Annotated in this window: 17 protein-coding genes; 8 read left to right on the plus strand and 9 right to left on the minus strand. The window is 51.4% G+C overall.

The genetic code is table 11. The features are described from left to right. The first annotated feature begins 146 nt into the window (after positions 1–146). The gene (locus AYI87_RS16070) at positions 147–1,100 is read left to right on the plus strand and encodes an IS110 family transposase (protein ID WP_144203744.1); all 954 of its coding nucleotides are present in this window, start codon (positions 147–149) and stop codon (positions 1,098–1,100) included. Positions 1,101–1,129: 29 nt separating this feature from the next. Here AYI87_RS16070 and AYI87_RS16075 read toward each other — a convergent pair whose 3' ends face one another. Both AYI87_RS16075 and AYI87_RS16085 read right to left on the minus strand, forming a co-directional pair. Beyond that, on the minus strand, positions 1,130–1,570 hold the full coding sequence (locus tag AYI87_RS16075; protein WP_144203745.1) for a GNAT family N-acetyltransferase: 441 nt from the start codon (positions 1,568–1,570) through the stop codon (positions 1,130–1,132). A 145-nt stretch (positions 1,571–1,715) separates the two neighbouring features. Next, on the minus strand, positions 1,716–2,192 hold the full coding sequence (locus tag AYI87_RS16085; protein WP_144203747.1) for a GNAT family N-acetyltransferase: 477 nt from the start codon (positions 2,190–2,192) through the stop codon (positions 1,716–1,718). Positions 2,193–2,896: 704 nt separating this feature from the next. Here AYI87_RS16085 and AYI87_RS16090 point away from each other — a divergent pair. After that, complete coding sequence (locus AYI87_RS16090; protein ID WP_144203748.1) at positions 2,897–3,217, plus strand: hypothetical protein; 321 nt, start codon at positions 2,897–2,899, stop codon at positions 3,215–3,217. A 94-nt stretch (positions 3,218–3,311) separates the two neighbouring features. Here AYI87_RS16090 and AYI87_RS16095 read toward each other — a convergent pair whose 3' ends face one another. The 4 genes from AYI87_RS16095 to AYI87_RS16110 form a co-directional block, all read right to left on the minus strand. Beyond that, positions 3,312–4,283, minus strand: a complete 972-nt coding sequence (locus tag AYI87_RS16095) for a PstS family phosphate ABC transporter substrate-binding protein (RefSeq protein WP_041509185.1) — start codon at positions 4,281–4,283, stop codon at positions 3,312–3,314. A 324-nt stretch (positions 4,284–4,607) separates the two neighbouring features. Next, entirely contained in the window at positions 4,608–5,900 is a 1,293-nt protein-coding gene (gene phoR / locus AYI87_RS16100) for a phosphate regulon sensor histidine kinase PhoR (protein WP_144203749.1), read from the minus strand. 319 nt (positions 5,901–6,219) lie between these two features. Then, positions 6,220–6,909, minus strand: coding sequence for a phosphate regulon transcriptional regulator PhoB (gene phoB / locus AYI87_RS16105; RefSeq protein ID WP_041406681.1), 690 nt, complete (start codon positions 6,907–6,909; stop codon positions 6,220–6,222). 187 nt (positions 6,910–7,096) lie between these two features. After that, positions 7,097–8,047 carry a porin gene (locus tag AYI87_RS16110; RefSeq protein ID WP_011866547.1) on the minus strand — a complete coding sequence of 317 codons (951 nt, stop codon included), beginning with the start codon at positions 8,045–8,047 and terminating at the stop codon, positions 7,097–7,099. 301 nt (positions 8,048–8,348) lie between these two features. Between AYI87_RS16110 and rdgC the strand changes: the two genes are divergently transcribed. Next, on the plus strand, positions 8,349–9,260 hold the full coding sequence (gene rdgC, locus AYI87_RS16115; RefSeq protein WP_144203750.1) for a recombination-associated protein RdgC: 912 nt from the start codon (positions 8,349–8,351) through the stop codon (positions 9,258–9,260). Positions 9,261–9,414: 154 nt separating this feature from the next. Here the strand turns inward: rdgC and AYI87_RS16120 are convergent, their stop codons facing one another. Then, a complete protein-coding gene (locus tag AYI87_RS16120) occupies positions 9,415–11,211 on the minus strand; it encodes a M61 family metallopeptidase (RefSeq protein ID WP_144203751.1) in 1,797 nt (598 codons plus the stop codon). A gap of 127 nt (positions 11,212–11,338) precedes the next feature. On the opposite strand from AYI87_RS16120, the gene AYI87_RS16125 reads away from it, so the two are divergent. The 5 genes from AYI87_RS16125 to AYI87_RS16145 all read left to right on the plus strand — a co-directional run bounded on the left by AYI87_RS16125 (position 11,339) and on the right by AYI87_RS16145 (position 17,999). Continuing rightward, the gene (locus tag AYI87_RS16125) at positions 11,339–13,495 is read left to right on the plus strand and encodes a tetratricopeptide repeat protein (protein ID WP_144203752.1); all 2,157 of its coding nucleotides are present in this window, start codon (positions 11,339–11,341) and stop codon (positions 13,493–13,495) included. A 191-nt stretch (positions 13,496–13,686) separates the two neighbouring features. Beyond that, positions 13,687–15,243: a GGDEF domain-containing protein gene (locus AYI87_RS16130; RefSeq protein WP_011866551.1), complete on the plus strand. Its 1,557-nt coding sequence runs from the start codon at positions 13,687–13,689 to the stop codon at positions 15,241–15,243. A 75-nt stretch (positions 15,244–15,318) separates the two neighbouring features. Beyond that, a complete protein-coding gene (gene ppnN / locus AYI87_RS16135) occupies positions 15,319–16,671 on the plus strand; it encodes a nucleotide 5'-monophosphate nucleosidase PpnN (RefSeq protein WP_144203753.1) in 1,353 nt (450 codons plus the stop codon). Between the two features lie 18 nt (positions 16,672–16,689). After that, positions 16,690–17,460 carry a flap endonuclease Xni gene (gene xni / locus AYI87_RS16140; RefSeq protein WP_144203754.1) on the plus strand — a complete coding sequence of 257 codons (771 nt, stop codon included), beginning with the start codon at positions 16,690–16,692 and terminating at the stop codon, positions 17,458–17,460. A 152-nt stretch (positions 17,461–17,612) separates the two neighbouring features. After that, complete coding sequence (locus tag AYI87_RS16145; RefSeq protein ID WP_144203755.1) at positions 17,613–17,999, plus strand: DUF3192 domain-containing protein; 387 nt, start codon at positions 17,613–17,615, stop codon at positions 17,997–17,999. Positions 18,000–18,022: 23 nt separating this feature from the next. On the opposite strand, the gene AYI87_RS16150 is transcribed toward AYI87_RS16145, so the two are convergent. Both AYI87_RS16150 and AYI87_RS16155 read right to left on the minus strand, forming a co-directional pair. Further along, positions 18,023–18,493, minus strand: coding sequence for a methyltransferase family protein (locus AYI87_RS16150; protein ID WP_260865159.1), 471 nt, complete (start codon positions 18,491–18,493; stop codon positions 18,023–18,025). A gap of 142 nt (positions 18,494–18,635) precedes the next feature. Beyond that, positions 18,636–21,449 (minus strand): alpha/beta hydrolase family protein, encoded by a 2,814-nt coding sequence (locus AYI87_RS16155; RefSeq protein WP_144203756.1) that lies wholly within the window; start codon positions 21,447–21,449, stop codon positions 18,636–18,638. Between the last annotated feature and the right edge of the window lie 299 nt (positions 21,450–21,748).

The raw sequence follows: 21,748 nt of genomic DNA on the forward strand, positions 1-21,748 counted from the left end.
GAGGGTCTTTATGCAGTAGCTCGATTGAATGGCGGCTCCTCTTACGAGAGACCGGTAACAAGTGGGTAGCGCTGCATAACTCCTAGCAATAACTCGAACAGTCATTGGGGCCTCGAGCCCGTATAGCAAGGCAGAGTAAGCTTATAATGAACAACCATAAAAACCAAACTGAAATCAATGTCGGCGTTGATGTCGGTAAGTCACAGCTCGATATCGTTCTACATCCACTCGACCTACATTTATCTATCCCAAATGACCCTGAACATATCCAGAAAGTCATTCAGGTACTTAAGAAGCATCCGGTAAAACGTATCGTCACTGAGGCGACGGGTCGTTATGAGCATGCCTTTGTCTTTGCCTGCGATAAAGCTAATTTACCCGTTGTTATCGTCAATCCAATCAAAGTTCGTCGCTTTGCCCAAGCTATCGGTGTCATGGCGAAAACAGACAGAATTGATGCTTCAGTCATCGCTCAATTTTCGGCAATCATTAAACCTGAGATAAAGCAACTTCCGGATGAACAGTCAAAAATAATCAAAGACTTACTAATCAGACGAACTCAGCTACTTGAAATGGCAACGATGGAAAAAAATCGTCTCCAAATCATGCCCAAAGAGCTTCATAAATCAATTAATACTTTGCTTAAATCACTTAACCAGCAAATAGATAAACTTACGGAAAAACTCGATAAGCTCGTAGCCCAGGTCAAAGAATGGCGCGTCAAATCGGAAATATTGACGAGTGTTCCTGGGGTGGGGAAAGTGCTTTCCTACACTCTGCTTAGTGAAATGCCAGAGTTAGGAAAACTAAACCGAAAAGAAATTGCCGCCCTAGTTGGTGTCGCTCCCATGAACCGCGAAAGTGGTTCTTACAAGGGTAAACGCAGGATCCGTGGTGGTCGCCACAGAATACGTACAGTCATGTTTATGGCGATGATGTCTGCCATACAGTGTAATCCTGTTTTTAAGCGCTATTACCAGCGTCTCAAAGCGGCTGGAAAAATGCCGAAAGTAGCACTGATCGCCTGCATGCGAAAGCTCATCGTGATCTTGAATACCATGCTTAAAAGCGAGGAGCTGTGGTGCGCAAAAAACGGATAAATATATTGACTAAACACCACAGTCACTTGTTAGAACGTTTTTTCCATGAATAACAATTTCTTACCTTCATAGAACGCTTCTTTAAATTGCGTATAGCCCAGCTTTTTATAAATATATATTCCTCTTGAGTTTGATTCGAATACATCTAACCAGACTTTTGAACAGTTTAAGTTTTCCGCACAATACTGTTCCATCTCTTTAATTGCGAGTTGACCAAGACCCTTTCCTTTGGAAGCAACAACAATTCTCCTGAACTCAACGACTTCTTGGCTTTCTTGCGACAAAATTATGAAACCTGACAACTCGTTTTCGTAGTACAAAGACAGATAAATTACGTCATTGCTCTCTATTAGACTTGCGTGCTTTTCTAGTGAATAAGGAATAACAAAGCCTTTTGTATCATGAGAACACTCCATTTCAACAAAAGCCCTGGCTTCTGATATCACCGACTTTCTTAATTCTAACACCATATTTTCCTAAACTTTCTAACGCCCTGTTAAGGGGTGAGCAACGCAATACCAAAGCTGCCGCATGCCACCTTAAACATTAAAACCAACGCATAGTAAAAATGGCACGCGTTGCGAATCCCTCTTGAACAGTTTGTTATACGATGCCTCACAGCAAGCGCTGAAACTGACCGTTTTTAGCTTTGAAGCCCAGTTTGTTAAACAAAGCTTGAGACCTAAAGTTACCCTCATCAATATCAGCATACAATTTTTCAATGCCCAAAGATTTAGCATGAGAGAATAATAAACTAAGAGCTTCCGACATATACCCTTGTCGCCAGTACGATGAATTTAGTAAGCACCCGACCTCACAGGAATCACCGCTATCACTAAAGCTATGTAAGCCGCAGGTTCCAATAACTTTGCTTGTCGCTTGCTCCATAACCGCCCATTCCAACGATTCACCTGATTTCTCTAGTCGGACGACGCATTCTAGCATCTGAACTACCATATCTTCCGATGTAAAAACTGGGTCTGAAGCAAATTCCATTGTTTGAATGTCACCATAAATTTCAAACAAATCATCAGAATCATTCGTTTGAATTGACCTCAAAACTATTCTACTTCCGTGTAAATCAGGCTTCATTTTTCTCCTTAATCGTATAACATTTTATTAGTGCGCATGCGCGTTTACCTCGTTGGACCAGTGAAAACGCGCACAGCTAAGTATCTGTATGGAATAAACTTATCAACATTTTGCCGCTTTTCATATAAGTAATCCATCTGGAATAACGCGCATGCGCGTTTTCCAAACCTATTATTTACTTAACAAGGATTGCAATCAGTTGTTTTTGAAGGGAGTTATATTATCAATAACGGCAAAACGCGCACGGATTTAGACTTAAAATCACCCAAAAGTCACATAATTTCAATATGACTGTATATCTGTCCAGTTTCTACTTCTTATGATGAATCGCACAAACAGGACTTAGATAAGAAATTGTTGAGTAGTAAGTTTGCGATTTACTGGCAGACCAACAACTCACTTCGGGGCAAAACCAAATCAGCTTTTTCATTCCCTTTTCACCCAAACACGGCCAAATCGAAGAAACGTTAGATACCAAGTGTAGATGCATCTGCGGACGTCGATGGCTGGGCCAAAAATGTTCCCTACATTTTTTGGCATTCCCTCGTCGGGCAGGCGTTAGCTTGCCATGAAGGTACAATCTTCAATCTACTCATTGATTCCAAATCGACCAAAGCCAAAATCCATAGCACTGACAGATGAAGTTAAATCGAAGAGACGTTGGATACCAAGTGTAGATACGCCGGTGACCTTCGGTTTCAGGGATGAAACCGCAGAGCGGCCAGGGATGGCGTACAGCGTGTCACAGGCGTATCTGCACAACCCTCGCCGGGCAGGCGTTAGATAGCCATGAAGGTGTGACCTTCAAGTCCATAGCAAATACCCAAGCAGCCAAACGCTACGACCTGAAAGCATTCCCACATTCCCTCGCCGGGCAGGCGTTAGATAACCATGAAGGTGTGACCTTCAAGTCCATAGCAAATACCCAAGCAGCCAAACGCTACGACCCGAAAGCATTCCCACATTCCCCCGCCGGGCAAGCGTTAACTTGCCATGAAGGTAGGCTCTTCAAACACATTCAATAAATAACAATGTAACCAAGACTCAAACAAAAATACCGTCTTATTTGGAAGACAAAAAAGGCCTCACTAGGAGGCCTTTTCAGTTCAAGCTGTCGTCTTACAGACGGATACCCGCTTTTTCCAGGTCTTTAGCAGTCACACTACGTGGTAGTGGTACATAACCGTCTTTCATTACGATTTGCTGACCCTGCTTTGACAGTACGAAGCGTAGGAATTCACGCTCTAGTGGTGCCAAGTCTTTGTTAGGGTGCTTGTTCACGTAAACGTATAGGTAACGTGATAGTGGGTAGCTACCGTCAGCAGCGTTAGCAGCCGATGCTTCGATGTAGTTGTCGCCCTTCTTAGAGATTGCAACCGCTTTCACGCCTGCTGTCTTGTAACCGATACCTGAGTAACCGATAGCGTTAAGTGATTGAGATACAGACTGAACCACTGATGCAGAACCAGGTTGCTCGTTTACGTTAGCCTTGAAGTCGCCCTTACAAAGTGCTTTCTTCTTGAAGTAACCGTAAGTACCAGATACTGAGTTACGGCCATATAGCTGTACGTCTTTAGCAGCCCAAGAACCGTCTAGACCTACATCGCCCCAACGTTGAACATCGCTACCGCCACACTTGTGTGTTGCAGAGAAGATGCCGTCGATCTGCTCAATGCTTAGACCCTTGATTGGGTTATCTTTGTGTACGAATACTGCAAGAGCATCGATTGCTACACGGATAGCAGTTGGCTGGTAACCGTAGTGCTTTTCGAATGCTTCGATTTCGTTAGGCTTCATCTTACGGCTCATTGGACCGAACTGTGAAGTACCTTCAGTCAGTGCTGGTGGCGCAGTAGATGAACCCGCTGCTTGAATCTGAATGTTAACGTTAGGGTACATCTCTTTGTACTCTTCCGCCCATAGGGTCATCATGTTGGCTAAAGTGTCTGAACCTACAGAAGATAGGTTACCTGATACACCACTTGTTTTTTCATAAGTTGGCAGTGATGGATCAAGAGCGGCCATAGAGGCTGCTGAGAATACACTAGCGGCTGTTAAACTCACCGCACCGACAAGCTGTTTAAGTTTCATTCTATGCTCCAGTGTTAAGCGGACTTGCTTACTCGTTTCATTTAAGTTGCAGCCAGTATCAATCGCAACGGTGACAAGTCTATGACTGTGATGTGACACTTAGATGACAATGACAAATTAAATTGCCGCAAATGCGCTTTTTAGCGTCGCCATATTAAGTTTGACATCAAATCGTCAAGTTTGCGTCATGGGTGACGGCGAGTGCCATAACCTAGACGCCATAAAATAAACCCCATAAAAAAACGCCGTCATTAGCGACGGCGTTTAATCTATTTAATCCAACTAATACCAAACTTCAGCCATCTAATACCTCACATCAAACCGCTAAAGGTCAAGCAGATGATTAGGGATGATGAAACTAAAGCGACTACCTACCCCGAGCTTACTCTCTATGGTGAGATCGCTCTGGTGATGATGCAGCGCGTGCTTGGTGATGGCCAGGCCCAATCCCGAGCCACCACTCTGACGAGAACGCGCACTATCAACCCGGTAGAAGCGCTCGGTCAGACGGGTAAGATGCTGCGGCGCTATGCCCTCGCCGGTATCCGTCACGCTAAACTCGGCTCCCATGGGCACTCTTTTCCAGCGAATGCTGATCTTACCGCCGGGCTCGGTATAACGAATGGCGTTCGACACCAGGTTAGAGCAGGCACTGCGAAGCTGCACCTCGCTACCATAGAGATTCAGTCCGGGATCCGCCTCGATAGACAGTTCATACTGCCCCATGGCCAGCGCCTGCGCCTCCTCTTTGAGCGTCTCCATGAGCACTGTCATGTTCACCTTGGTCTCGAGGTTAACCGCGCTGCCATCTTCGATGCGCGACAGCACCAGCAGCTGTTCGACCATGGAACGCATGCGGTTGGTCTGCTGCTGCATCTGTGACATCGCCTTGGCGTTGGGCGAATTAGGTTCGGCCATCCCCTGCATCATCTCCAGGTACCCCTGCAATACCGTCAGCGGCGTCTTGAGCTCGTGAGAAACGTTGGCCACAAACTCCTTACGCATCCCCTCGAGCTGGCGAATACGTGTGATGTCGCGGGCAATCAATAGCCGCTGCCCCGAACCATAGCCCATGATACGTATCTCCAGGATCCGGCTATCACTCTGGGTGTCGACAAGTTCGAACGGCTCGTCGAAATCGGCCTGCTTGAGGTATTTGGAGAAGTCGGGGTGACGGATAAGGTTGTCGATCCGCTGACCGTTATCCTGGGGCCACACCAGGCCTAACATGAGCTGGGCAAGCTTGTTACACCAGGCGATGTTGTTCTCTGAATCGAGCACCACGGCCGCATCGGGTAGCGCCTCGGCCCCTTGTCTGAAGCGGGCGAGCAGATAGGCAAGCTGGCTGACACGTTTACGGTTTTTACCTTGCAAACGGTAGATACCGTTGAACACCCCTTCCCAACTGCCACTGCCGTTGGGGGGCGTTAGTCGCTTATCGCGCCACAGCCAATAGTTGAGTCTTGAGATCTGTTTATAGTGCCAAATGAGCAGGGCGATACTGCCCAGCAACATGATCCACAGCACCTGATTTATGAGTAATCCAACGGCAAGACAGAGCAGTAGATATATCACTAATCGAGTGAGTAGTTGATACCCTGAATATGAATCAAACATAGATAAGCCATAGTAAGCGAATGGGCACAAGATAGCTTAAATTGCCGCTTGTGCCTATCAATTTGCTTGGATCTATCGACCCTTGCTGTTTGTTTCTGCGGCGAGCTTTTGTGTTTTTGTCCCCGGCTATCTACGCCTGCAGCAATGATGTACACAGGCATGAGATAGCAGATAAACAAGACACAAGAGGCGCGGCCCCTAGGGTTCATCTAAACAGTGTCTGTACTTTCTTGCCGGCTAGCAGTCTGTCACTGCAAACCCCAAGCCATGCAATCAAAACCTGTTTAGATGAATCTTAAACCACAAAGAAAATTTGGCCCTAGAGACGGGTCGAGAAACGGTAGCCCGCACCACGAACGGTTTGAATCAAACGGTCGTGATTCGATGGCTCGACGGCCTTACGCAGGCGACGAATATGCACATCGACGGTTCTGTCTTCGACATACACATTGGTACCCCAGACATTGTCCAACAGCTGCTCACGGCTGTAGACGCGCTCTGGATGGGTCATGAAGAAATGGAGCAACCTGAACTCGGTCGGGCCCATCTCCAGCACCTGATCGCCCACGGTCACGCGGTGGCTCACAGGGTCGAGTACCAATCCTTGTACGTCTATCGGCTCTTCCAGTGCCGTCGGCGCCGCGCGGCGCATGACCGCCTTGATGCGTGCCACCAGCTCTTTGGGCGAGAAAGGCTTGGTAATATAGTCATCGGCGCCCACTTCGAGCCCCTTCACCTTGTCTTCCTCTTCGCCACGGGCCGTCAGCATGATGACGGGAATGTGACGGGTAAACTCATCCTGGCGCAGTTTCTTGGCCAGCTGGATACCACTGCCGCCCGGGAACATCCAATCGAGCAACACCAAATCTGGATAAGGTTCTGACAACATATCCAATGCTGAGTCGAAATCCTCTGCTGTAGTTGTCGTAAATCCATGTTGTTCTAAAACAAAAGCTAACATCTCTCGGATGGCCAGCTCATCTTCAACTATCAAAATCCTAGCAGTCATATGCGATCTTCTATCTGTGAATTCCCACGTGTCCATTATTGGTCTTTTTTATTACAAAATTATGAAACCGCAGGGCTAGTTTGTCATAAAACGGCTTATTTTGTCATAAATCTTACATCAAAAAGGGAGGCATAAGCCTCCCTTTAGTCAGCACTCGACTCGCGAGTGAAAGTTATTTATCAATAACTTAGAACTTGTGCTCTAGACCCAGACCGAAGAATTTATCGGTAGTGTCAACACCTTCGAAATCACGGTTGGTGTAGAAGGCAAACAGTTTAGTTGGCTTGCCTAGCTTGTAGTCACCACCCACTGACCAAGAATCACCTTTGTCTTCCATATCTTGGTACTGAGCCTTCAGAACTACGGCATCGATAGTGTAAGCAGCACTTACCAGGTAACCTGTCTTGCTGTCAGCACCTACAACGGCAGTACCGTCTTTCTTGTAAGTCTCTTCCTGCTGCTGGTACATACCACCAATCTTCAGGCCAGCGATCTTACCTTGAACAGTAGCGCGAACAACTTCGTAACCTTTAACGTCTGAGTCGTAAGCGATAGAAGCGAAGATAGGAGACTTCTTCAGCTTAGCATCACCGTACATAGCGGCAACGCTGAAACCGTCTTGGCCATACTGTGAGCTAGCGCCTTCAGCAGCATAGGTCACACCTACTTTGAAACCGCTGAAAGAAGGCGTCATGTAAGTCGCAGTCTGCTCGATACGGTTTTCACCTTTGAACAGGTGCTTCAGGTCACCAGACAGGTCGTTGAACTGGTCAACTTTACCTTGAGATTGCTTCAACATGGTGTCGTTACGACCCACAGAGAAAGCACCGAAGTTACCTTTTAAACCAACGAACTGGTTACGAGCCAAGAAGTTTTCCTTAGCCGCATCACCTGTGTCCACTTCATACTCAACAGTGTAGAAAGCTTCAAGTGAGCTGCTCAGCTCGAAAGCACCCTTCACGCCAAAACGAGAAGCGTTGCTCTGAATAGTCGTCGTTGCATCACCATCTACATCGTTAGATTGAGCCGTTACGTTTAGTTTGCCGTAAACAGTCAATGGCTCTGCAGCGTGTGCAGAAGCGAGAGTGGCAGTTGCTAGCGCAGAAGCGAGTAGTGTTTTACAAAAAACGTTCATCATTTAATCCTTTCGACGTTTGTTCGTCTTGGTTATTGGTTTGGACGGCCGAAAGTGTGCAACTTTTATGTTGCAGTTTTATTTCATCGATTTAGCAACTGGATAAATTTGATAATGTGAACTACGCCCGCTGACCACAAACCCAGGCGATATGGGCGCTTCGAGGCGATAAAATGAAATATTACAGTTTGATGAATTATGTCACTTGAGCAATATTTGTGACATTTTGAGGAAGATTGTTAGCGGTTTACCCGCGCCCAACAATGGCTTACACTGCGGCTTTATTTTTGATTGAGCGCCTATCATGTGGTTTAAGAATCTTACCGTATATCGTTTTAATAAACCTTTCTCTGTCGATACCGAAGCGCTAGAGAAGTCACTGGAAGACTTTACCTTTTCTCCCTGCTCCAGCCAGGACATCAGCAAGTTCGGCTTCTCTAAAGCACTGGGTAAACTCGGCCACACCTTAGTACACAGCGCCGAGAACAGACACCTTATCTGTGCCACCAAAGAGGAGAAGATCCTGCCTTCTCAGGTGGTAAAAGAAGCCCTCGAAGAAAAAGTGGCGCAGATCGAAGCCGAAGAAAACCGCAAGCTCGCCAAGAAAGAGAAAGATGCGCTCAAAGAGGAGATCACCACCACGCTATTGCCACGCGCCTTCTCTCGTCGCAGCCAGATCCATGCGTTGATATTGCCTGAGATTGAGATGATCCTGGTGGACTCATCAAGCGCCACTAAGGCGGAAGAGTTACTGGCCCTGCTACGTAAGGCGCTGGGCTCACTGCCGGTGATTCCTTTGAGCTTCAAGACGCCAATCGAAGCCCAGCTGACCGAGTGGCTCAAGAGCAACAGCGCGCCTGCACCATTTGAGATGCAGGATGAGGCCGAGCTTAAGTCAGATTCAGATGAAGGCGGCATAGTGCGCTTCAAACAGCAAGACCTGACCGAAAACGAGGTGCTGGCGCATCTTGAGGTGGGTAAGCAGGTGCATAAGCTGGCGCTGCATTTCGGCCAGTCTATCGCCTTCGTGCTGCAATCCGATGCTGGCATCAAACGCCTGAAGTTCTCGGAAGAGTTTAGGGCGCACAACGACGAGGTGGGCACAGAAGATCCACTGGCGCGTCTGGACGCCGACTTTGCCCTGATGGGCAGCGAGCTGATCGCCCTGATGAACTCGCTAGTCGAAGTATTGGGCGGCCTGGAAGATAGTCTGTAAGCTAGCCTGTAAGCTAAGATTCTTGACGGCTTGAGAGACTAACTTTTAAGTTCTCAAGAAATAAAAAACCACCCAAGCGGGTGGTTTTTTATTGGTATGTTCTTGCGTTCAGACGATGCAACTGGCCCGACACCACAAATGCGATAGGCATGAATTAGCCTTTCAGCTTACCTTCACCATCGAAGGGCCAATCAATTCCCAGCCAAGCCTCGAAGAAGGCTTTCTGTTTCCGGCTCGGCTTATCGACGCTAACGAGCTTAAGCTTCTCACTGGGCTGTTCCGCCAGCGTCAGCGCCACCTCTTTTAGGGTATCGTTACTAAAGAGCGTCACCTTGATGCTATCGCCCGGGGTAAAGTCTTTGATGCGCGCCGCAAAGCCCTTGGCGGTGACCTTAAGGCCATTTATCGCCACCAGCTCATCGCCCGCCACTATGCCTGCTCGCCAGGCCGGTCCCTCACGTTTCACATGACTTAGCTTCAGGCTGCCATCACGGGTTTGCATGCCGGCATAGGCGATCGCCTTATTATCACTGCCATAGTCTTTCTTCAGTCCCGCCTTGGCCAGCAAGGCGTCATAGTCCAGCACCAGCGGGCTGTTCACATGATGCTGCCACCAGTCGCCATAATCTTTGCCCGACAGCTCACGCAGAATCTGCTTTACATCGCTGACTTGGTATCCCAGCGGAAGCTTAAAATCTTGATACAGTTTGGCATGCAGATCCCGATAGGAGGTCTTGAGGCGGGTGTCACTCAGCAGGCTAAAATCCAGTGCCAGTGAGGTCAGGTAGCCTTCGGCATAGATGTTACTGCTGTGGTTTTGGGCATAATCGCCGCCACCGGCCACCCACTGACCGGCACTGGCCTCGGCGACAGACTGCACCTCCCGCCCCGGTGTCTGCTCGTTGCGCGTGATACGCCGGGCCAGATCTTCCAGAAACTCCTTAGGAGTGATCACACCGGCACGCAACAAAAGCTGACTCTGAAAATAGCTGGTCGAGCCTTCGGCGATCCACAAGAGCTCGGTGATCCCCTCCTGCTGATAATCGTAGGGCACCAGCCCCTGAGGGCGGTAAGCCTTCACGTTCCAGGTATGAATAAATTCGTGGGAAGCCGTCTTGATAAAGCCGAGGTAATCTTTGCGCTCGCGAAAGCTAAAGCGTGGGCGCTGGATAACGGTAGAGTTCAGGTGCTCGGTCGCGCCGCTGGCACCACTGGTGGCGTGCACCATATAGACGTAGCGCTTAAAGGGGTAGCCAGTCCAAATCGCCTTGGCCTGCCCGCTGAGCTTGGTAAGGTCTTCCACCATCTTATCGAGATCATAGTTACCCTCACCCCAGACCACCAGCTCGTAGTCACGACCATCTGCCGAGAAGGCTCTGTGCTGGCTGATCCCCGTCTCTATGGGCGAGTCCACCAGCACATCATAATTGTCCGCCATAAATAGATGGGCATCTTTTGATTCCATGCCCGAGTAGCTGCGCCAGGCCTCAGGCACTTTTAGCGAGACATTTACCTTTTGATCGCGAAATTCTGGGCTATAGACAAATACGCCGCTGGCATCCAAATAGGCATGGGAGGCGTCGATATGGCTCACTCTCTGCCCCAGGCTGTTGGCATAGAGCTGATAGGTAACCTTGACCTGAGTCGGCTGGCTCAGTTTCACCTGCCATTCGCCGCTGGCGCTGCGCTGCCATGCTAGCGCCCTGCCCGACTCATCTTCGGCGCTGAAATGGCGGATCGCATCCCCCAGGGGCAACACCTGATACTTGCCGGTGCGCCACACGGGTAGATTCACACTAAGCTGCTTGGCCTCGCTGCGGGGAAAGTCGACCTCCACCTTGGCCAGGTGATGCTGAGGCTGGGTGAGATCGATCCGGTAATTAACATCTGCGTGAGCTTGAGACAGGAAAAAAGGACTAAAAATCAAAATCAAGGGTACAGCTAGTTTCACTCTGGCTTCCTTCTGTTATCATAGTTGTAATGTGAAGTTCGTCAGTATAACCCGATTTATCCCTCTCACTGCGGACAGAATTCTAAAAACATAATATGCCCGCCTGCGGCTCGGTGATGCTACGAAAATGCGCGTATTTCTCTACAGTCTGCTGCTGTTCTTTTGCTGTGCGACCTCGGTCAATGCAGCCTTCAGCCAATTGATCAGCAAAGAGGTTAAATTTAAAGAGTCGGCCCCCGAGTTTTACCAAGACGCCATCGCCAGCCTCTCCTTTCCCATCGAATTTGCCAGCGAAGTGGAATTCAACCACCTCGCCGATACCCAGGGCTTCAGTGGCCAGGAGCTGGAGCAGCAGCTACAGTGGCTGGCCCGTGTCTACCTGGAACCGGGCATAGGGGTCGATGACGCCTTGGAGAAGGCGCAGCAGGTGATGACCCAGCTTGAGATCATCGCCGATACCCCCTACGACAGGGCTTACTTGCTGATGCTCCAGGGGCGTAAGACAGGTAGGGATAAGCAAGATTACCAGCTGGCGATCACTTACTATCAGCAGGCGCTGGCTCAGCTCAAGGCCAGCGAAGATCTGCCGACTCAGCTGCTGCTACACAACATTCATTATCAGCTTGGCGACCTCTATCGCATCACGCTACAGAAGAACGCCGCCCTCACCCACCTCAATCAGTATCGCGAGCTGGCCTATCAGCTCAGAGACGACTATCTGATCGCCAAGGCCGAGTCGACGCTGGGGCACTACTACAGCGGCGATGAGCAGTTTGCCAAGGCGCTGCAACATTATACCGAGGCGATCCGCCTGGCCGAGGGGCTGGACAAGCCTTTCCTCAACGCCATCTTGTCGCTGCGCCTCGCCCGCGTCTATCGGGATCTCAAGTCTTGGGATGAGGCCCTGACCTATGCCCACAAGGCCGCCGATGGTTTTACCAAGGTGGGTAAAGACAATTATCTGTCCAGCGCCATGACAGTGATCGCCATGGTGTATGGTGAGCAGGAGCGCTGGAATCAGGCGATCGATTACTACCTCAATGCCCAGCAGATAGATGTCAGACGCGGCAACTTAACCGCCCAGGCTCTTAACCTGCACAACCTGGGCGAAGCCTATTTCAACAACAAGGAACCCAAGCGCGCCCTGACTAACCTTATCAAGGCTAACGGCTTATTCCTGCAAAAGAAGAGCAAGCACTACCTGATCTATAACGACCTACTGATCGCTCAGGTGGCCAGCCAGCTCGGTGACTGGAGCATGGTCAACGCCTATGCCGCCAAGGCCTTCGTATTAGCCCGGGAGAAGAAACTGCCGGAGCAGATGTTTGAGGCGCTGCAATATAAGACCCGCGCCTTGAAGGAACTGGGCGACATCGACAAGGCCCTGGCGGCGCTGGAGCAGCTGATCACTCTGAGTCAGGATCTCGAGCATGAAAGCCAGAAGCCCTCAGACTATAGCCCAAGTGTATTGGCCGAGCAGCAGCTCAAGCTGCAGCTCAGTCAGCTACAGGCATCAAACAAGACACAAGAGAAGCAGGCCCATCAGTTCAGGCTGGCCGCCAGCATCATCTTTATCGTGAGTCTGCTGTTGGCCCTGGTCGGTATCAACCAATGGCGCGGCAAGGCCAAGCTGAAACAACAGCTGACCAGCCTTAAACAGAAGGTAAATCAAGAACCCATCACCCAACTGCCTGGCTATCACGGTTTCATCGCTCGCATGGGACAGAAAAACGAGATTGCCCAGCTGGCGCTGCTCTCTGTCGATGACGGCCACACACTGGATCTCAACCTGGGCAACGACACCTATCTCGAGGCCACCGCGCGCCTGATGGACACCCTGAGCCGGGGCCTGGCCGGAGAGGCCTATCTTATTCGTCCGGGCCTCATCCTGCTGACGCTTAACGAGGTAAACGCCCATCAAGCACTTCTGGAGCGGATCCGCAGCTTGCTCGATGACCAGCCGCAGACCCAGGGCACTCATTTCAAGCTGGGCTGCATCAAGGTGCCGCTGCTTGGTAATCCGGACATCAAGGTGACGCCGGATACCTACTTCAATGTGCTGCAGATGCTAGTGGCGGGCGCCATGAGTCTGGGGACGCAAAAAGATTGTTATGTCAGTATCACACCACTGAATTTTGCGCCGGCAGCAATTTTGTCTAACCCGCTATACTTACACTTGGAAAAAGGGATCAGCCGAGGATTGGTTAAGGTCGAATGCAATGAGAATAAGGCACTCATCCAATGGCCCAAATGGCAGGGAGCAAACGATGCAGACCCCACATAATTTCACAAAAGTATCCTGCTTGGGTCACATACCCTCGACGGTACATTTGCATAACCTACTAGATCGGATACCATTGGCCTCAAATAGCTCTCCATTAGCCAATGGTAAAATTGTTCGGCAACTTCTAACCGCTTTACAACATAGAAGTTTCTTCCATCAACTGACGCTGAAGCTTATTGATAAGGTCTAGAATGAAAGACGCTATGACAAGCCTCTCCCAGGTATCGCTCCTTCAGCAGAAACTCCATTCTGCCAAAATCGCCTTGGCCGAACTCAACGATCAGAAGGCCCAGAGCCAAAGCTCATTGCTGCAATTTATCGGTCATCTCAGCCTCGCCTGTAAGGGTCAGAGCATAGAGCTGGACAACAAGCTGGCCAAGCTGCGCCACAACCTGATCAACGTCGAACATATCGACGAGGTCTTGCCGGACCTGCTCGAGGTCGAGCAGCTACTCAAGCAGCAGTACCACCATGTGATGGGACAGCTCGAAGATGGCCGCGCCAGCCTCGCCAAGGTGATCCGTCAGCTACAGCGTGTAGACTCGGTACCGGACAAACTCAAGAAAGAGATCGCCTACTACAAGCAAGATCTCGGCAAGCCGTTTCATACTTACTGGGACTACTTTCCTAAGGTAGAGCGCCTGGTGGGCTTTTTCGAAGCCATCATGCATGAGCAGCTCAGCCAGGGCGACAAGCTAGAGGTTCTGCCGAAACACAGGCAACTGGCTCACGAGCTGGCACAGATGATCTCTGAGATCGAGTTTCGTAAAGATCAGCGCGATCAGGTACTGGTGATCAAGGATTACCTGGCCGCCGAAATTGATGTCGACGGCCTGATCGACGCCTATCAGACCATACTCTCCCTGCTGCTGGAAAATATTGCGCTGGAGAAGAGCGCCTCTCAGGAATTCCTCTACGCCCTCAACGATGCCCTCTCAGCGGTGCGTGAGGTGGTGAATGACTCCTACAACAGCAACCAGCGCAGCTATCAGCTGAAGAAGCAGCTCAACCGTGAGATCAACTCGCGGGTCGACAATGTTGGCGATGCCATCATAGACATCGACGACATAGACCACCTCAAGCTGCAGGTCACTGAGCAACTCGCCTCTATCCGCACCGCCCTCGGGCGCAAGGAGGCGCTGGAGCAGCGCGAACAGGCGATGCTGCGCAAATCGATGGAGACGATGCGCGACGAGCTCAACGAGCTGAGTAAAGAGGCCAACGCCTATAAAGAGCGTCTGTTCGAACAGCAGAAACTCAACCTGCTCGACACCCTCACCCAGCTGCCCAACCGCGCGGCGCTGGAAGAGCGTATGGAGCAGGAGTTCCGCAACTATCAGCGCCATCGTCATCCGCTATGGGTGGCGGTTGCCGATATAGATCACTTCAAATCCATCAACGATAACTTCGGCCACAGCACTGGGGATAAGACGCTCCAGGTGATCGCCATGGCACTGAAAAACTCCCTGCGTGAATCTGAGTTTGTGGCCCGGTACGGCGGTGAAGAATTTGTCCTCCTCATTCCGGATGTGTCGGCCAACGACATAGAGCAGCTGTTGAATCGCGTGAGGGAGAAAGTAAAAAATATTCCCTTTAAGTTTAAAAATCAGAGAATTACGGTTACAGTATCAATAGGTGCTGCACAAATTCTTGAAAACGAGCAGATAAGCGAAACCTTCGAACGCGCCGACGCAGCACTCTACAAGGCCAAACATGAAAGCAGAGACAGAGTGATTATTGACGCCTAATCCTGGGGGCTATCCCAGGAGTTTCCACCCTTTTCCCCGGTGTCATGGCTTTGGGTCTACTGCTAAGGAGTCGCCATGATCGTCAATATCAGTCCCAGAGGCAGTATGGATCAACTTTCCCAGCTGGAAGTTGATCGCCTCAAGCAAAACGCTAGCAGTGAACTCTATCAACTCTTTCGCAGCTGCTCCCTGGCGGTGCTCGCCTCAGGATTAAAGAGCGATAACGCCTGCACCCTGTTTGAGCAGTACAGCAACTTCAATATCAACGTGCTCAGACGCGAGCGCGGCATCAAGATAGAGCTGGTCAATCCCCCCGAGGCCGCCTTCGTCGATGGCAACATCATCGCCGGGATCCAGGAGCATCTGTTTGCCGTACTCAGGGATATCGTCTACCTCAGCGATCGCTACGACAACCTGAAACATATCAACCTGACCAACTCCAGCCATATCACCAACGTGGTGTTCGACATACTGAGAAACGCCCAGGTGATCCCCCGTCAGGATCCCAACCTAGTGGTGTGCTGGGGCGGCCACAGCATAAATGAAAACGAATACCAATACACCCGAGAGGTAGGTTACGAGCTGGGCCTGCGGAGCATGGATATCTGTACCGGCTGCGGCCCTGGTGCCATGGAGGGCCCCATGAAGGGCGCCGCCATCGGCCATGCCAAGCAGCGGGTGCGCACCGCCCGCTATGTCGGTCTGACCGAGCCCAGTATCATCGCCGCCGAGCCCCCCAATCAGATAGTCAACGAGCTGGTGATCTTGCCCGATATCGAGAAGCGACTCGAGGCCTTCGTCCGCCTGGGACACGGCATAGTGATCTTCCCAGGTGGCGCCGGCACCGCCGAGGAGCTGCTCTACCTGCTGGGGATCTTGCTCAACAAGGAAAATGCCAACATCCCCTTCCCCTTGGTGCTCACAGGCCCGAGGGAGAGCGCCGATTACTTTACCAAGATAGATGAGTTTGTCGCCGCCACCCTGGGCGAAGAGGCCCAGAGCAAGTATGAGGTCGTCATCGATGACCCTGTGCGGGTCGCGCGGATCATGAGCCACGGCATGACAGTCATCAAGCAGCACCGCAGAGACACGGGCGACTCCTACCAGTACAACTGGTCGTTGAAGATAGAGCCCGAGTTTCAGCTGCCCTTCGTGCCGGATCATGAGATCATGAGCAACCTCAACCTCTACTACCAGTCCAACAAGGCGGATCTTGCGGCCAACCTGCGACGCGCCTTTTCTGGTATAGTGGCGGGCAACGTCAAGATGGACACCATGCGAGAGATAGAGCGCTCCGGCCCCTTCGAGCTCAGGGGCGATAAGCAGCTGATGAAATTGATGGACACCCTGCTGCAGGCCTTCGTGGATCAGCAGCGCATGAAGCTGCCCGGCAGCGCCTATGTCCCCTGTTATCGGATCGCCACTTAACCCTATGTTAGAGACAAGATGAACCGATTTTTAATCATAGATGGACTCAACCTGGTGCGGCGCATCCACGCCGCCCAGCCAAACGAGAACGATGTTAACGGCCTGCCGGAACGGGTCACCTCCGCCTGCCGTAAGCTGCTGAGCAAACACAACCCCAGCCATGTCACCCTGGTCTGGGATGGCGATGCCATCTCATGGCGCAAGAAGCTCTACGACGACTATAAGAAAGGGCGCAAGCCCATGCCTGAGGCCTTGAGTCAGGCGCTGCCCGCCCTTAAGCAGCACCTCGCCGAGCGCGGCTTTCACTCCATCGACGCCAAAGCCGAAGCCGACGATGTTATCGCCACCCTGGCCAGCAAGATGATACAGGCCAAGGGAGAGGCGATCATCGTCTCCACCGACAAGGGCTTTACCCAGCTGCTTTCCCCCCAGATACAGCTGTGGGATCACTTCAATCAGCAGGCGATCACCATAGAAGATCGCGAGCGTCAGCTCGGCGTCGATAGGAGTCAGTTCATCGATTTTCTCGCCATGGCGGGCGACAGCGGCAACAAGATCCCCGGCATCCCAGGTATCGGCCCTAAGTCGGCCTGTGAGTTGCTGAAAACCTTCCGCACCCTGGCCAACGTCTACGCCTCCCTGGATAAGATAGGCGCCAAACAGGCCAAGAAGCTCGAAGAGGGACGCGCGCTAGCGAGGCTGAGCTATAAGCTGGTGCAACTGCAGACCGACATCCCCCTCAACACCCGTCTGGCGAACTTCAGGGTTGAGCAGACGGCCAAGGCGTAAACATTCGCTTACTTATTTGTTGACGTTCTCGCACCTGTAAGCAAAAACGGTACTACCATACCGTTTTCATCTGCTTTATATTGTAAGCAATATGTTGCAGTGGTTTAATCCACTGCAGATACACCCGCAGCATGGAAGGATCCCAAGGTAAGATGAAATCTAAAGTTCCAGTGATAATAGGCTCAATCTTCGCGGCCTATCTGGCCTTTGTCGCCGTCGTCGTCCTGGTTTATGAACCCACGCCAGACGATATGGACTGGGAAGACAGACAGGCCTACAACAACGCCAAGTTAACCGAACTGTCCATAGGACAACCGATAGAACAGATCAAGACACTCATGGGTAAGGCCGATTTTTCCGAGGCCAAGAGCAGCAATCAAGATACCCTACAGGTGCTCTTCTATCGCACCCATCACAGCAAGTCGGACGGCGAGACCACCCGCGACGAATGTACCCCACTACTGTTTAAGAACAACAAGCTGATCGCCTGGGGCCAGGACACCTATCAGCAATATCTCGACTCTCCCATCGGCGGCTAACCGCCAAGATAGAACAGGCGCTGTTACAACCAGCGCCTGACACTCTTTAGATACGCCCCATATTCCTTAGGAAACTTTGCCAGCAGATAGGCCTCCTCGCGGCGGATCGCAAGCCAATAGACCCCGAAACAGGCTGGCAAGGTGCTCAGCAATAACCAGGCGGAGGCTAACAAGAGCCCTAACCCAATGGGAAAGCCGCAGAAAGCCACATAGATAGGATTTCGGCTAACGCGATAATAGCCAGAGGTGATAATGGTGGAGGTAGGCTTCCAGGGCTCGATGGCGGTTTGACGTTGCCTGAAGATGAGCATTATATGTAGCAAGACTAAGCTAGTTGCCAGCAGCAAGGCAGCGCCGGCTATCTGACCTATGGGGTGAGTCGACAACCCTAAGGGAAAACGCCACTCTAAGGCCAAAGCCAGGCCCATAGCGAAAATAAAGATCAAGGGCGGCGGCACCCTGACGCTGGCACCCTTGCTGTCGGTATCTGTCATGCCCTGCTCCATATTGTTTCGCCCTCCTAAATCCTTTAATTCCTCAAACACCCAAACTCTTTATCATCTTAGCGTGCGCACACTATTAAGACACGCCATAAAAAAGCCGGGCTAGGCCCGGCTTAAGGTAGACAAGTTGGGCTTAGCCCGCCTTCTTATACTCTTGATAGGCCTCTCCCTCAGACAGCCACTTAGGCGCTGGCTTGCCCTTAAGGTAGTGCTCGAAGTATTGCATCATGCGCAGGCTATAGTCGACCTTGTTCGGATATTTCTTCAGATGATGTGGCTCATCCTGATACTGGAGGAACACCACATCCTTACCCGCACGGCGCATGGCCAGATACAGCTCAACCCCTTGCTCCCAAGGCACTGCATCGTCTTTATCGCCAAACATGATCATCATAGGCGTCTTGATCCGCTCGACATAGAAGACGGGCGAGTTTTCGATATATTTCTGCGGCGCCTTAAACAGGCTCTCACCGATACGGCTCTGCCCCGTCTCATACTGGAACTGTCGCGCAAGCCCAGTGCCATGACGAATGCCGCTATAGGCGCTGGTCATGTTAGACACAGGTGCGCCGGTGACCGCCGCCTTGAAGATAGAGGTCTGCGTCACGGCAAAGGCAGTCTGGTAGCCGCCCCAGGAATGGCCCTGGATGCCCACGCCATCTGGGGCGGCGATTCCCATATCGATAAGCTTCTGCACCCCAGAGGTCAGCGCCTGAACCGAGCTCGCGCCTGGATAACCCACCTCGAAACGGATATCCGGCAGGAAGATGGCATAGCCGTTATCGGCATACCAGGCAAAGTTAGGTCTGTGGTTCAGCTTCATGTCTGGGAAGGCGTGCAACCTGTCGCTCATGAAACGGTAGAAATAAACCAGCACAGGGTAACGCTTACCGGCCACATAGTTAGATGGCTTGATCAGCACGCCATCGAGCGGCTTGCCATCGCCATTGGTCCAGTGCACCAACTCGGCCTTCCCCCAATCGAGCTGACGCTTCTGGTCGTCGAGACGGGTCTGGCGGATCGCCTGCTCAGGGCTTTGCAGATCGCTGGCATAGAGATCCGGGTAGAGATCATAACGCTCCTTAGAAAACAGCACCTTATCACTCTCTTCGGCACGGGCCAGCAGCTTGAGCTTATAGTCGCCCTCCATCAGCGGCTTGACGCCAGAGACGCCCACCTTGGCGCTGTAGAAACCATCGCCCTTGGTGCGCTCGTTATAGCCATGCAGCAGCAGGTTCTGATCCGCCTTAAGCAGATCCGGCTTGTCCGCCTTGTCTAGCAAGCCCGTAACGCGATACTGGATCTGCGCCTTACGTCCCTTGGCGGCCGTGAGACGAAACGCATCGCGAGAATCGGTATTGAACTGCCAGATATCATACTTATCGTAGGCCAGGAAGGCCGAGCCATCTTCGACCCAAGGGCCTAGTCCGTAGCCTGGCGCCACAGACGGATAGTCATGATCTTCGTCGGCAAACGGCGTCTTGAAATCTTTGGTCAGCTTGACCCGGCTATCCTGGGCGATCTGATACAGGAAGATATTGCCCTGCTGATAATAGGCCACGAAGCGCTCGTTAGGCGACAGCGACGGCTTCTCGGAAACAGGTTGCTGAACGAGAAACGACTGCTTGCGCCCTGTGTTGAGATCCACCAGATAATAGTCGCGGTAGAAACCGGCCCAGGTGATCATCTTAAGGTAAGGCACATCTGTGCTGGCGAGCATGAAGCGCTGCTGCTGACCAAGCTCAATATCCGGCACCGCCTGATCGGCCAGCTGCACCACCTGCTTAGAGCCCAGGTGCAACACCGCCAGATAGGTGCGTTTCAACTCTTTCTTATACTGCTTGACCTCGTTTGGCTTGATGCGTGGGTCGTCACCATGCCAAACCCTGAGTTCGCGCTGGCCAGTGATCACCTCAGGATCATAGAGATCGTCTGCCTTGGCCACCTTAGGCAGCTCTAGCTGCTGACTCACCTCGGGCACACGGCCGAAGAACAAACGCTTACTGTCATCGGAGAAGGTCAGCTCACTGTAACGGTTAAGGGTCCACTCTTTGGTGTTGGCCACCTGATGCAGCTTGTCGCTACCCGCTTGATGCAGGGCGAGATGATATTCACGACCCCAGGGGGCATCGCTGGCCTTGCCATAGGTAAAGGCAACATATTTGCCATCTTCGCTGGCAGACACGGCGCCTACTTGTTGATCCACAAAACCGGCAATCACCTCTAGCTCACCGCTCGCAAGGTCCATGCGCTGCACTCTGTGCAGATTGTTGGCAACATCATTCTGTGCCACCACCAGCTGGCGACCCGCCTTATCGAAATAAAAGGCGGTCACATTGGCAATTTTCTCACTGCTCCCCGCCTTCAGGTTCACCACCTCTAAGGTACGTCCCTTGTCATACTTATCGACTTTGGGCTTGTTGGCAGCGGGCGCAGGCTTAGCCTCGTTATTCTTGTCGTTGGCTTCCGGCTCATCCTTCTTATCACTATCGGCCTCTTCACCGGCCTCATACCAGATGGCCAGATGGGTTCCGGCATCGTTAAAGGCAAACTCCTTCACCTTGTCATAGCGGGTTTCTTTGCCAGATTGAGTATCCAACAGCGCCAGACCGGCCTTAAGTTTCTTGCGGGCCTTGGGGCTGGCTTTTTCCTGCTCAAGCAAGGCTGGCGCGATAGCAAAGGCGGCGAAACGGCCATCATGGCTGATCAGCGGCTTGCTGCCCCCCGCCACGGTATAACTTTGCTCGCTGTCTAGGCGCTTCACCATGCCGTGACTGTCTCCCCTGTCGGGACCGACCTCGACGGCAAAGGCACTGCCATTAGCGGCGAGCACTGGCTTATTGAGAGATTCGAATTTCATGATGACATCGGGTGTCACATCGGCGCTGAAGGCGGCGCAAGAAAAAAGACTGGCACACAAGAGGGATAGGGTCGGTAATGGCTTCAAGGTCTTCCTCGTTTTTAACTTATTATTAACGGATGCAGCTTGTCATTAACGGATGTAGCCTGAGTTATTAGACTAAAGTAGACTTTTTTAACGCTTAAGGATCAATCATCGTCATTAGCCTTTGTTATTGCAAGTTAGCCTACACAAAAAAACGTGAGATTGCTCACTATTTCCTGTGAAATTTGCGCAAAAGTAGTTAAAATAAGACCGATAAGATTCTAAAAATTCATAGTCATAACACCGTGTCTTTCGACATGGTCAGACAATAGCAGTAACGACCAACCGTGGAAGGACTCTCC

Origin of the sequence: Shewanella sp. KCT, assembly GCF_007636505.1 — a bacterium.
Classification (GTDB): Bacteria; Pseudomonadota; Gammaproteobacteria; order Enterobacterales; family Shewanellaceae; genus Shewanella; species Shewanella halotolerans.

Coding starts and splice junctions, on each gene's coding strand:
- phoB (WP_041406681.1), bottom strand. CDS start 6,909: ATGACTGCTAGGATTTTGATAGTTGAAGATGAGCTGGCCATCCGAGAG.
- AYI87_RS16075 (WP_144203745.1), bottom strand. CDS start 1,570: ATGGTGTTAGAATTAAGAAAGTCGGTGATATCAGAAGCCAGGGCTTTT.
- AYI87_RS16145 (WP_144203755.1), top strand. CDS start 17,613: ATGAAATCTAAAGTTCCAGTGATAATAGGCTCAATCTTCGCGGCCTAT.
- AYI87_RS16150 (WP_260865159.1), bottom strand. CDS start 18,493: ATGACAGATACCGACAGCAAGGGTGCCAGCGTCAGGGTGCCGCCGCCC.
- AYI87_RS16095 (WP_041509185.1), bottom strand. CDS start 4,283: ATGAAACTTAAACAGCTTGTCGGTGCGGTGAGTTTAACAGCCGCTAGT.
- AYI87_RS16090 (WP_144203748.1), top strand. CDS start 2,897: ATGAAACCGCAGAGCGGCCAGGGATGGCGTACAGCGTGTCACAGGCGT.
- AYI87_RS16130 (WP_011866551.1), top strand. CDS start 13,687: ATGAAAGACGCTATGACAAGCCTCTCCCAGGTATCGCTCCTTCAGCAG.
- xni (WP_144203754.1), top strand. CDS start 16,690: ATGAACCGATTTTTAATCATAGATGGACTCAACCTGGTGCGGCGCATC.
- AYI87_RS16070 (WP_144203744.1), top strand. CDS start 147: ATGAACAACCATAAAAACCAAACTGAAATCAATGTCGGCGTTGATGTC.
- phoR (WP_144203749.1), bottom strand. CDS start 5,900: ATGTTTGATTCATATTCAGGGTATCAACTACTCACTCGATTAGTGATA.
- AYI87_RS16125 (WP_144203752.1), top strand. CDS start 11,339: ATGCGCGTATTTCTCTACAGTCTGCTGCTGTTCTTTTGCTGTGCGACC.
- rdgC (WP_144203750.1), top strand. CDS start 8,349: ATGTGGTTTAAGAATCTTACCGTATATCGTTTTAATAAACCTTTCTCT.
- ppnN (WP_144203753.1), top strand. CDS start 15,319: ATGATCGTCAATATCAGTCCCAGAGGCAGTATGGATCAACTTTCCCAG.
- AYI87_RS16085 (WP_144203747.1), bottom strand. CDS start 2,192: ATGAAGCCTGATTTACACGGAAGTAGAATAGTTTTGAGGTCAATTCAA.
- AYI87_RS16110 (WP_011866547.1), bottom strand. CDS start 8,047: ATGATGAACGTTTTTTGTAAAACACTACTCGCTTCTGCGCTAGCAACT.